The organism is Burkholderia sp. Se-20373, from assembly GCF_017104705.1.
Lineage (GTDB): Bacteria > Pseudomonadota > Gammaproteobacteria > Burkholderiales > Burkholderiaceae > Burkholderia.
The window spans coordinates 1-10,441 of the sequence record NZ_JAAGPH010000202.1 but is presented as its reverse complement, the minus strand read 5'-3'; the positions used below and the strand labels follow the sequence as shown (position 1 = coordinate 10,441).

At 67.6% G+C, this 10,441-nt stretch carries 11 protein-coding genes; 6 read left to right on the top strand and 5 right to left on the bottom strand.

The window, feature by feature from the left end; all coding sequences use genetic code 11:
- Positions 1-1,624 (bottom strand): GMC family oxidoreductase N-terminal domain-containing protein (locus G3N96_RS35410; RefSeq protein WP_206140071.1); only part of this gene is annotated, 1,624 nt, incomplete at its 3' end.
- A 720-nt stretch (positions 1,625-2,344) separates the two neighbouring features.
- Between G3N96_RS35410 and G3N96_RS35405 the strand changes: the two genes are divergently transcribed.
- Positions 2,345-3,787 (top strand): coniferyl aldehyde dehydrogenase, encoded by a 1,443-nt coding sequence (locus G3N96_RS35405; protein ID WP_124582025.1) that lies wholly within the window; start codon positions 2,345-2,347, stop codon positions 3,785-3,787.
- A 79-nt stretch (positions 3,788-3,866) separates the two neighbouring features.
- Here the strand turns inward: G3N96_RS35405 and G3N96_RS35400 are convergent, their stop codons facing one another.
- A complete protein-coding gene (locus tag G3N96_RS35400; RefSeq protein WP_206140070.1) occupies positions 3,867-4,898 on the bottom strand; it encodes a serine/threonine protein kinase in 1,032 nt (343 codons plus the stop codon).
- 49 nt (positions 4,899-4,947) lie between these two features.
- Complete coding sequence (locus G3N96_RS35395) at positions 4,948-5,160, bottom strand: hypothetical protein (RefSeq protein ID WP_011353523.1); 213 nt, start codon at positions 5,158-5,160, stop codon at positions 4,948-4,950.
- Between the two features lie 791 nt (positions 5,161-5,951).
- Here G3N96_RS35395 and G3N96_RS35390 point away from each other — a divergent pair.
- From G3N96_RS35390 to G3N96_RS35380, 3 genes are all read left to right on the top strand, one after another.
- Complete coding sequence (locus G3N96_RS35390) at positions 5,952-6,833, top strand: DMT family transporter (protein WP_206140069.1); 882 nt, start codon at positions 5,952-5,954, stop codon at positions 6,831-6,833.
- Positions 6,830-7,069 carry a hypothetical protein gene (locus G3N96_RS35385; protein ID WP_124582019.1) on the top strand — a complete coding sequence of 80 codons (240 nt, stop codon included), beginning with the start codon at positions 6,830-6,832 and terminating at the stop codon, positions 7,067-7,069. Before G3N96_RS35390 ends, G3N96_RS35385 begins: the two co-directional genes overlap by 4 nt.
- Positions 7,070-7,134: 65 nt before the next feature.
- Entirely contained in the window at positions 7,135-7,320 is a 186-nt protein-coding gene (locus G3N96_RS35380) for a hypothetical protein (protein WP_011353526.1), read from the top strand.
- 110 nt (positions 7,321-7,430) lie between these two features.
- On the opposite strand, the gene mgrA is transcribed toward G3N96_RS35380, so the two are convergent.
- A complete protein-coding gene (gene mgrA / locus G3N96_RS35375; RefSeq protein ID WP_206140068.1) occupies positions 7,431-8,474 on the bottom strand; it encodes an L-glyceraldehyde 3-phosphate reductase in 1,044 nt (347 codons plus the stop codon).
- A gap of 193 nt (positions 8,475-8,667) precedes the next feature.
- Here mgrA and G3N96_RS35370 point away from each other — a divergent pair, with 193 nt between their 5' ends.
- Positions 8,668-8,874 carry a DUF3185 family protein gene (locus G3N96_RS35370; protein WP_011353528.1) on the top strand — a complete coding sequence of 69 codons (207 nt, stop codon included), beginning with the start codon at positions 8,668-8,670 and terminating at the stop codon, positions 8,872-8,874.
- Positions 8,875-9,023: 149 nt separating this feature from the next.
- Here the strand turns inward: G3N96_RS35370 and G3N96_RS35365 are convergent, their stop codons facing one another.
- Positions 9,024-9,797, bottom strand: coding sequence for a phytanoyl-CoA dioxygenase family protein (locus G3N96_RS35365; protein WP_206140067.1), 774 nt, complete (start codon positions 9,795-9,797; stop codon positions 9,024-9,026).
- 352 nt (positions 9,798-10,149) lie between these two features.
- Between G3N96_RS35365 and G3N96_RS35360 the strand changes: the two genes are divergently transcribed.
- Positions 10,150-10,441 (top strand): hypothetical protein (locus tag G3N96_RS35360; protein ID WP_206140066.1); only part of this gene is annotated, 292 nt, incomplete at its 3' end.

Genomic DNA, 10,441 nt, shown 5'->3' with positions numbered 1-10,441 from the left:
CCGCGGCTGCCTCGCCGCGCGGCGCCGCGCCCTTGCGCGTGGCGACGATGAAATCCGCCGCGCGTTCGCCGATCATCACCGACGGCGCATTCGTATTCCCGCCGACCAGCGTCGGCATCACCGACGCATCCACCACGCGCAACCCGTCGACGCCGCGCACGCGCAGTTGCGGATCGACGACCGCGCGCGCATCCGAACCCATCCGGCAGGTGCCGACCGGGTGGTAGATCGTGTCGGCATGCTCGACGATCGTCTGGCGCAGTTCCGCTTCGCTCTGGTCCGCCCGCGTGTACAGCTCGCGCCCGCCCTGCGACGCGAGCGGCGCCTGCGACAGGATCTTGCGCATCGCCTGCGTGCCTCGCACGAGCAGGTCGAGATCGCGCGCATCGCTGAAGAAGCGCGGATCGATCAGCGGTGCATCGCGCGCATCGCCGCTCGCGAGCGCCACCGTGCCGCGGCTGAACGGCCGCAGCGCGCACACGTGCAGCGAATAGCCGAAACCCCAGTGCATCTTGCGGTTGTGGTCGTCCACGAGCGCCGTGCAGAAATGCAGCTGCAGGTCGGGACGCTCGAGCGACGGATCGCTTTTGATGAAGCCGCCGGCCTCCGCGACGTTGCTCGTCATCATCCCGGTGCGGCTCGAGAAATAGCGCGCGAGCGCGGGCGTCATCTTAGCGATCCCGCGCAGGCACACGCCGACCAGTTCAGATGAATTCACGCGCGTATTGATGATGAAATCGATATGGTCGATCAGGTTCGTGCCGACGTCCGGCGCATCCTGCACGACCGCGATCCCGTGCCGGCGCAGCTGCTCCGCCGGGCCGATCCCCGAGCACATCAGCAGTTGCGGCGAATTGAACGCGCCGGCCGACACGATCACTTCCGCGCGCGCGTCGAGCGTCTCGACGCGCCCGTTGCGGGCGACCGCGACGCCGGCCGCGCGCTTGCCGTCGAACGTGACGCGCAGCACCGTCGCATCGGTGATCACGTGCAGGTTCGGCCGGTTGCGGCCGTAGATGTACGCGCGCGCGACGCTGCAGCGCGAGCCGTCGCGGTGCGTGACCTGGTAGAAGCCGACGCCTTCCTGCGTCGCGCCGTTGAAGTCGTCGTTCAGCGGATAGCCGGCCGCATGCGCGGCCTGGATGAATCGTTCGGAGAACGGATTGCGAAAGCGCAGATCCGACACCGTGAGCGGGCCGTCCGCGCCGTGCCACGCATCGGCGCCGCGTTGGTTGCCCTCCGCGCGGCGGAAATACGGCAGCACGTCCTGCCAGCCCCAGCCCGCCGCGCCGAGTTGCGCCCATTCGTCGTAATCGCCCGGATGGCCGCGCGTGTAGATCATCGCGTTGATCGCGCTCGAGCCGCCCATCCCGCGCCCGCGCGGCTGGTAGCCGCGCCGCCCGCCGAGGCCCGGCTGCGGCACCGTCTCGTAGCCGTAGTTCGTGCCGAGCTTGAACGGCACCAGCGCCGCGATGCCGACCGGCATGTTGACGAGCAGGTTGCGCTCCGTATGCGAGCCGGCCTCGATCAGCGCGATCGTCGCATCGGGGCAGGCATCGGCGAGACGGCCTGCCAGGCTCGAGCCGCCCGAACCGCCGCCGACGATGATGTAGTCGTATTGCATGTCACGTCTCCGTCGTGTCATGGAAGGCCGCCAGGCGACCGCGTCCCCTCTTGTAATGTTCGGGCATTGTAGGAATGGCCATCGCGCGCGCGGCACGCGGATTCAAGAGCGATTCCTCTAAACGCCCGCGTGAACTAAATTTAAGATGTATCGATTCGCTTGGCGCGACGCGCCGGCCACGAGAAGCCGATCCGTCGCGAAACGGGAGTGACGCTGATGCAGCGCCAGGTTCTGCAGGCCGCGTGCCGACCGGGTGATCCGGACGCGATGCGCGCAGCCCGCATTTCATTTCAAACGACTGCCCGCGCGGGGATGCTTATCGTCATGCGCGCAGTCGATCGAAATCGAACGGCACGTGTCGTCGCCGACCGTTTGGACGGTTGCTGGCCGCAGCGGCACGATGCGCCGCGGCATGATTTGACGGACCTGTCGCGCTGCCCCGCTGCGGTGCGCCGCCGGGTAGTCGCGCCTCGGCATCGCGTGCCCGGCAACAGTCGCATCGCACTACCTGCACATGCGCGTCGACACGGTTTCCGGACGCACACACCGTCGCGCGGATGCGACGCCCGCTGCACGCTTCAACCGGTTTTCGAGCACACGTCGCATCCGGCCCCGTGCCGCGCGACCCGCACCACCCCGATCCGCGTCGCCGCGCTCGCCGAGCGTGCGCGTGCGGCGTGACGGCCGGCCGACCCGCCTGGCCCAACTGGAGGAGACGACATGAAGAACGACCTGCCCGAACTGGCCCCGCAAGGCCTGCCGTCGATGGATGCGCTGACGGCGCTGCTGCGCGACCAGCGCGCAGCCTACCTGCGCGCGCCGTATCCGGCATGGGAAACGCGCGTGCAGCACCTGCGCGCGCTGCGCACGATGCTGATCGACCATGCGGATGCCCTCGCCGAAGCGATCAGCGCCGATTTCGGTCATCGCGCGAAGCAGGAAGTGCTGCTGTCGGAAATCTGGATGGCGAAGGAAGAGATCGACGACGCGCTCAAGCACGGCAAGCGCTGGATGAAGCCGATCCGCAAGCCGATGAACAAGTGGCTGCGCCCGGCGCGCGCGAAGGTGATTCCGCAGCCGCTCGGCGTGGTCGGCATCGTCGTGCCGTGGAACTACCCGGTGCTGCTCGCGGCCGGCCCGCTGATCTGCGCGCTCGCGGCCGGCAACCGCGCGATCGTCAAGATGTCCGAACTGACGCCGCGCACGTCGGCGCTGTTCGAGCAGCTCATTGCCAAGACCTTCACGCGCGACCACGTCGCGGTCGTGAACGGCGATGCGGAAGTGGGCGCCGCGTTCAGCGGACTGCCGTTCGATCACCTGCTGTTCACCGGCTCGACGCACGTCGGCCGCCACGTGATGCGCGCGGCCGCCGACAACCTCACGCCCGTCACGCTCGAACTCGGCGGCAAGTCGCCGGCGATCGTCGGCCCGAACGCGCGCTTCGATGCAGCGGTCGACGCGATCGTCGCGGGCAAGACGCTGAACGCGGGCCAGACCTGCATCGCGCCCGACTACGTGCTGCTGCCGCGCGGGATGGAAGCCGCGTTCATCGAGCGCGCGCGCGCCCGGTTCGCGAAGATGTATCCGGACCTCTCGGCCAACGGCGACTACACGACGATCGTGTCGCCGCGCCACTACGCGCGGCTGCAGCAGCTCGCGAGCGACGCGCAGGCGGCCGGCGCGCAACTGCATCCGCTGTCCGACGCGCAATCCGATCCCGCATCGCGCCGCTTCGTGCCGTGCGCGGTCACGCAGGTGCCGGCCGCGTCGCAACTGATGCAGGAGGAAATCTTCGGGCCGCTGCTGCCGCTCGTGCCGTACGAACGGCTCGACGAAGCGATCGCCTACGTGAATGCGCGCCCGCGTCCGCTCGCGCTCTACCTGTTCGACGAGGACGGCGGCACGATCGACCGCGTGATGCGCGAAACGATCTCGGGCGGCGTGTCGATCAACGAAACGCTGATGCACATCGCGTGCGGCAGTTTGCCGTTCGGCGGTGTCGGGGCGAGCGGCATGGGCGCCTATCACGGCTACGACGGCTTCGTGACGTTCTCGAAGATGAAGCCGGTGCTCACGCAGGCGCGCCTGAACGCACGCAACCTGCTCGCGCCGCCGTACGGCAAGCGCTTCGCCGCGCTGATCAAGCTGATGCTGAAGTTCTAGGCGAAACGGGAAACGGGCCGCGTGCAGCGCGCCGCGGCCCGCACGGGCATGCCGCGCGGCGAGGGTGCCGCGCGCGCCGTCACACGGGCCAGAGCGGCCCTTCCTGCATCGCGCCGATCTGCTCGCGCAACTCGAGCACGCGCGCTTCCCAGTAACGATGCGTGTTGAACCACGGGAACGCGGCCGGAAACGCGGGATCGTCCCAGCGCCGCGCGAGCCATGCGGCGTAGTGAATCAGCCGCAGCGTGCGCAGCGCTTCGACGAGGTGCAGCTCGCGCGGCTCGAATTCGCAGAAGTCCTCATAGCCGGCCAACAGGTCCGCCAGCGCACGCGACGCACCTTCGCGATCGCCCGGCAGCAGCAGCCACAGATCCTGGATCGCGGGCGCCATCCGGCTGTCGTCGAAGTCGACGAAGTGCGGGCCGGCATCGGTCCACAGCACGTTGCTCGGATGACAGTCGCCATGCGTGCGCTGCAGGCGGATCTCGCCCGCCCGCTCGAACGCGGCCTCGACGCCTTCGAGCGCGAGGTTCACGGCCGTCTCGTATGCGGGCCGCACATCGTCCGGAATGAAATCGTGTGCGAGCAGGTAGTCGCGCGGCTCATGGCCGAACGTCCTGATGTCGAGCACGGGGCGCGCGACATACGGCTGCGTCGCACCGACCGCATGGATCCGGCCGATGAAGCGGCCGAGCCATTCAAGCGTGTCGCTGCGGTCGAGATCGGGCGCGCGGCCGCCGCGCCGCTCGAAGATCGAGAAGCGGAAGCCGTCGAACGCGTGCAGCGTGCGGTCATCGAAGGTGCGCGCGGGCACCGCCGGAATCTCGCGCGCGGCGAGTTCGGCGACGAACGCGTGCTCTTCGAGGATCGCTTCGTCCGACCAACGCGCCGGACGGTAGAACTTCGCGACGACCGGCGGGCCGTCTTCGATACCGACCTGATAGACGCGGTTTTCGTAGCTGTTGAGCGCGAGCAGGCGCCCGTCGGTGCGCAGGCCGGCCGGTATCAGCACGCTGTCGAGCGCGTCGAGCACGCACTCGGGCGTGAGTCCGGCAAACGGCGGGCCGGCGGGAGAAGCGGGAGCGGAAGTGACGTCTTTCATGCCCCGCATTGTGCCGCCAGCCGGACTGAAAGACGAGCGCCCGGTGCGACGGTGGCGCTTAGTGAAGCGCCGCGCCGGCCGGCAGCACGGATTCGCCGGTGTCGATCAGGTCCTCGAGAAAGAACGGCTCGGTGTTGAGTTCCTTGGACTCGCCCGGTACGCCCGCGTACCAGGTCACCATGGCCATGTCGCCCAGGACGCGCTGGACGATGCCGCGCGCGCCCTTCGGCACCGCGATATGGGTAGTGCAGACAATCGACCCGACATGCATGATGGTTCCCCACTCTTGAATCTTGAAACCCGGCCCGCTGGGGGCCGGCAAATGCACGATCCGCGCGCTCTCGTCGGAGCGTTGCGCGTAATCCCATTGTTCACGGTTTATCGAAGCACGAAAAGAAGAAGAAGCAGGCGAAGTGCCGCGAATTCGTCGAATGTCTCCAATCAACCACTGCGCCGGGGTAGACGCTTGCCCGCCCGGTTACCCCCATCATACCCTGTCGAATGTGACTGCCCGCCGAATCCCCGGCATCACCGCGGCGCGTACGTGACGGACGCCCCGCGCGCACCGTGAATCCGGTATCCGGTCACCGGGCAATTTCGCGCGACTGCGATGGCCGAATCACACGACGCCGTCATCACCTTCCCCCTGCCTCGAACGCAGCCCGCACAGCAACGGTTGCCCACGCATCGCCCTGCGACCTTCGCCATGCGATGCGCACCGACATGTGTTGCATCCGATACCGGCCTTGCGGTACCTTTGACGCTCATTCGCGTTCAAGCGCATTCCGACACGATGCATCCGTTCACGTCCGCCCTTGCAAAATCCCGGCCGCAGTTCGACTCGCGGCCGCAGGCGTGCGCGCATCCGTCGGTCCTTCCTCCTCCTGTCGCACCGCCGCTCGTCGGCGCCGCGCCGCCCCCTCCGGCGGCACGCGCCGGCTGACCAGCCGGCTTTTCGTTTCGTCTTCCATTCGCCCGCAGGCTCGCATTCGTGCGTCGTGACGCACGGCGTGTTGCTGCGCGCGGATGGAACATTCCGATCCGTTCGACAGGTGGATTCACATGGTTTCGTTCAAACGCGCGCTCGCCGCGCATGGCGCGACGTCGCTCTTCGTGCTGCTGTGGAGCAGCGGCGCGATCTTCGCTGAACTCGGGCTGCGTCACGCGTCCGCGTTCGTCTTTCTCACCGCACGTTTCGCCCTGGCATCGCTCGTGCTGCTCGGGCTGGCGTTCCTGCGCAAGCGCTGGCTGCCGCCGCGCGGCGAACGGCGCATGGCCGCGCTGACCGGCCTGCTGATGATGGGCGGCTATTCGATCTTCTACCTGCTCGCGCTCGAACGCGGGATCGCACCGGGCGTGCTCGCGACGATCCTCGGCGTACAGCCGATCCTCACGCTCGCGATCGTCGAGCGGCGCTGGCAACCCGTGCGCATCGCGGGGCTCGCGCTGTCGCTGGCCGGTCTCGCGCTCGTCGTGTTCCGCGGCGCGGGAGACGGCGGCCTGTCGCTCGCGGGCATCGCGTGCGCGCTCACCGCGCTCGTCGCGCTGACCGCCGGCTCGTTGCTGCAAAAACGCGTACGTGTGGCGGCCGCCGACGTGCTGCCGCTGCAGAATGCGATCGGCCTCGCGCTGTGCGTGGCCATCGTGCCGTTCCGGCCGGTGTCGTTCGACCTGAGCTGGACCTTCGTGATCCCGCTGCTGTGGCTCGGCATCGTGATTTCGGTGATCGCGCAACTGCTGTTCTACCGGTTGATGCAGCGCGGCGATCTCGTCAACGTGACGAGCCTGTTCTATCTCGTGCCCGTCGTCACCACGCTGATGGATGCCGCGTGGCTCGGCAACCGGCCGGAGCCGCTCGCGCTCGCCGGCATGGGCGCGATCATCGCGGGGCTCGCGCTCGTGTTCCGTGCGCCGGCCGCCCGCGTGCAACCCGACCGCGCATGAGCGGGCGTGCCGCCGCGCCCGCGGGTGCGGCGGCACGCATCGGAACATACGACGAATCCGCAACAATCGAAAGGCGCGAGAAAGATGCGCGCAAGGCGTTCGTCGAACTTGCGGGAAAAATGCGCGATTCGCGGGGCTTTCCGCTGATTTTTAATGGTTCGGATAGCGAAAAGCGCTGCCGGTTGCCTATACTCGAATTGACCGCCCCGCTCGCAATCGGGCCGGACCAAGACTAGAAACACCCGGCATGGGGCCGGAGCAAGTGCGCACGCGCCCGCTCCGGTCGACCTTGGAGACACGCATGACGACCTACTTCACGATCGGCGACTTCATCCTGTTGATTCCGATGGCGCTGGCCGGAGCGCTATTTCTCGGCGCGGTGCCGTGCGCGACCGAATTCCGCCACAACCTGCTGCGCGTGCTGGGCGTCATCCTCGGCGTCGGCGTCGCGGTATTGCTCGTCGAAGGCCTGCCTGCGCTGATCTAGCGGCGCACCACCCGTGCGTGACGTGCATCGCTGCACTGCAGCGATGCGACGGGCTGCGCGCAAGCCATTGATACGGCACGCGATGTTTCGCATGCCGTATCGACTGCCGGTCAGATCGCCTGATCGGTCGACGGCTTTTCCCACAGATTGATGCCGCCTTCCGTCGCGTAACGATCGATCTCCGCGAGCTCTTCCGCCGAGAATTCGAGGTTCTTCAATGCGCCGACGTTTTCACGCACCTGCTCCGCGCGGCTCGCGCCGATCAGCGCGGACGTCACGCGGCCGTTGCGCAACACCCAGGCGAGCGCCATCTGCGCGAGGCTCTGCCCGCGCCGTTCGGCGATCGCGTTGAGCTTGCGCACATGGTCGAGGTTGTCCTCGCTCAGGTGATCCTGCTTCAGCGAGCCGCCGCCCGGCTTGTTCACGCGCGCGTCGGCCGGCACGCCGTTCAGGTACTTCGACGTGAGCAGCCCCTGCGCGAGCGGCGTGAACGCAATGCTGCCCGTGCCGATCTCGTCGAGCGTGCCGAGCAGTTCGGTTTCGACCCAGCGATTCAGCAGGTTGTACGACGGCTGGTGGATCAGCAGCGGCACCTTGTACTGCGCGAGCAGCTCGGCCATCTCGCGCGTCTTTGCCGCCGAGTACGACGAAATGCCGATGTAGAGCGCCTTGCCCTGCTGCACGGCGGATGCGAGGGCGCCCGCCGTTTCCTCGAGCGGCGTGTGCGCGTCGAAGCGGTGCGAATAGAAGATGTCGACGTAGTCGAGCCCCATCCGCTGCAGGCTCTGGTCGAGGCTCGCGAGCACGTACTTGCGCGACCCGCCGCCGCTGCCGTACGGCCCCGGCCACATGTCCCAGCCGGCCTTGGTCGAGATCAGCAGCTCGTCGCGATACGGCCGGAAATCTTCCTTCAGCAGCCGGCCGAAGTTGGTTTCCGCGCTGCCGTACGGCGGCCCGTAGTTGTTCGCGAGATCGAAGTGGTTGATACCGAGGTCGAACGCGGTGCGCAGGATGTCGCGCTGCGTCGAGATCGGCGTCGAGTCGCCGAAGTTGTGCCACAGGCCGAGCGACAGCGCGGGCAGTTTGAGCCCGGATTTGCCGCAGGTGCGGTATTGCATGTCGGCATAACGTTCGGAAGCTGCTTCGTAGGCCATGAGTCGGTTCCGTCAGGACATCGGGAGAAGGGACGCGCGCCGGCCACGCTTGCGGCGCGGCGGCGGCGAAGGAGTCATACGACGACTATGGTAGCGAAAACGGCCGGAACGCGCTCGGCGGCGCGACGATGGACGCGGCCGCGGCCGTCGCCTACACTGCGGCGTCTCGAATCACCGTTTCAGCGAGGTTGGTATGTCCCGGGTCATCTCGGTTGCGCTGCTCGTCGGCGGCGTCGTGCTGCTGTATTTCGGCGGCCAGTCGTTCCATTCGATCAACGACAACGTGTCGCGCTTCTTCACCGGTTCGCCCGCGACGAAGACGATCCTGCTGATCGTGGGCGGCGCCGTCGCATCGTTCATCGGCCTGATCGGCCTCGCGATGCCGGGCGGCAAGCGCTGAGCGCGCAGCCGCGCGATGCGCGCACGGCCCGCGTCATGCGCTCGGGCCGCGCCAAACGAAACGGGCGGCCAGGCCGCCCGTTGTTCCATGCACCCGCGATGCGCGGCATCGCGTCATCGCCGCGGCCTTGAGGGCCGGCCGCTGCGCGCCTAGAACGGCACTTCCGATTTCGATGCCGAGCGCGTGCCGGGCACCGGCCGGTTGCTCGCGCCGTGATACGTGTACACGAGCGAGAACTTCACCTGGTCGGAACGGTTCTGCCCGGCCGAATGCAGCGTGTTGCAGTGGAAGAACACGACGTCGCCCGTCTGCAGCGACGGGCACGTGGCCGCATCGATCATCGTCCGGTTCGCCGGCAGGTCGCTGCGGAAGAACTTCGCATCGTCGAACGCTTCAGGCCCGAATTCGGCCGTATGCGACCCCGGTACCAGCCACAGTGCGCCGTTCTCGTTCGTTTCCGGGCCGAGCGCGAGCCACACCGACACCATGTCCGGACGCTCGAACGACCAGTAGCGGAAATCGCGATGCCAGCCGGTCAGGCTGCCGTACGCGGGATGCTTGGTCATCATGCAGTTGTGATGCGCGCGCGACAGCACCGGTTCTTCGCTGAAATACTCGCGCATCCACGCACCGATTTCGGGTGCGATCGCGCGCTCGGCGAAGGCCGGATCACGCGAGTACGCGTCGAGCAGCCGCCGCACCGTATGCCCGCCCGGCGCATGCTTGGACTCGGGCGCGCCCGGATAGCGCAGGTCCGCCTCGAACTCGATCGGCTCGGCCGCCTCCCGCAACTGGCGCTCCGCAACCTGCCTGAGCGCCGCGCACTGCTCGTCGCTGACGAGGCCACGCGCGACGACGAAGCCGCGCTCGCGCAATTCCGCGACTTGCGCGCGGATCGATTCCGACTGCAATGGAGACGACATGGGATGCCAGACGCTTATTGTGTGAATGTGACGATTGTAAATCGGCGCCGGATGCCGCGAACAGCACCATTGTCGTGCGCAGGGGCATGCCAATCGCGAATTTGATCCGGCTCAAGGGAACTGTGCGGCGCTGTGCTGGCCTCAGCGACAGGCGGTATGCGGCATACGCGTTGTGGCACAAGGGTTTATCGCGACTTTTGCCCGTCATGAATCCCCTGTAGCCTGTCGCGGCCTGTCAATTCTGGCGGGCGCGGCGCGCAACGAGTTTCGGTAAGATCCGTTGCGCAATCCGAGGCCGTTCATACCAGTGCGCTCCCAAAGGCGCCATCCATACAAGCGAAGCATCGTTCACATGCCATTCCGTCTGACTTCCCGTCTCAGCCGCGCTGCGAAGCGCGTTGTGCCGCCCGCTCCTGCCCGCTCGCTGCGCCATCACCGCGCACGCACGCAGGCGCTGGCCGAGCGTACGCCCGCACATAGCCGGCTGGACGGTATCCGTGCGTGGTTCCACGCATTTTTCTCAATGATGAGCGCGCAGGCGTTCTCGCGCCGTGCCGGCCTGCGCTCGCTGCTGCAGAAGCCGTCGTCGCTGCGCGCGCTCGCGCTGCGCCGCACGCTCGGCCCGCGGCGCCGCGTCAACCGCC

Bases quoted from the DNA above. Each gene is read 5' to 3' on its own strand.
- G3N96_RS35405 (WP_124582025.1), top strand. From the start codon at position 2,345: ATGAAGAACGACCTGCCCGAACTGGCCCCGCAAGGCCTGCCGTCGATG.
- G3N96_RS35400 (WP_206140070.1), bottom strand. From the start codon at position 4,898: ATGCGGGGCATGAAAGACGTCACTTCCGCTCCCGCTTCTCCCGCCGGC.
- G3N96_RS35395 (WP_011353523.1), bottom strand. From the start codon at position 5,160: ATGCATGTCGGGTCGATTGTCTGCACTACCCATATCGCGGTGCCGAAG.
- G3N96_RS35390 (WP_206140069.1), top strand. From the start codon at position 5,952: ATGGTTTCGTTCAAACGCGCGCTCGCCGCGCATGGCGCGACGTCGCTC.
- G3N96_RS35385 (WP_124582019.1), top strand. From the start codon at position 6,830: ATGAGCGGGCGTGCCGCCGCGCCCGCGGGTGCGGCGGCACGCATCGGA.
- G3N96_RS35380 (WP_011353526.1), top strand. From the start codon at position 7,135: ATGACGACCTACTTCACGATCGGCGACTTCATCCTGTTGATTCCGATG.
- mgrA (WP_206140068.1), bottom strand. From the start codon at position 8,474: ATGGCCTACGAAGCAGCTTCCGAACGTTATGCCGACATGCAATACCGC.
- G3N96_RS35370 (WP_011353528.1), top strand. From the start codon at position 8,668: ATGTCCCGGGTCATCTCGGTTGCGCTGCTCGTCGGCGGCGTCGTGCTG.
- G3N96_RS35365 (WP_206140067.1), bottom strand. From the start codon at position 9,797: ATGTCGTCTCCATTGCAGTCGGAATCGATCCGCGCGCAAGTCGCGGAA.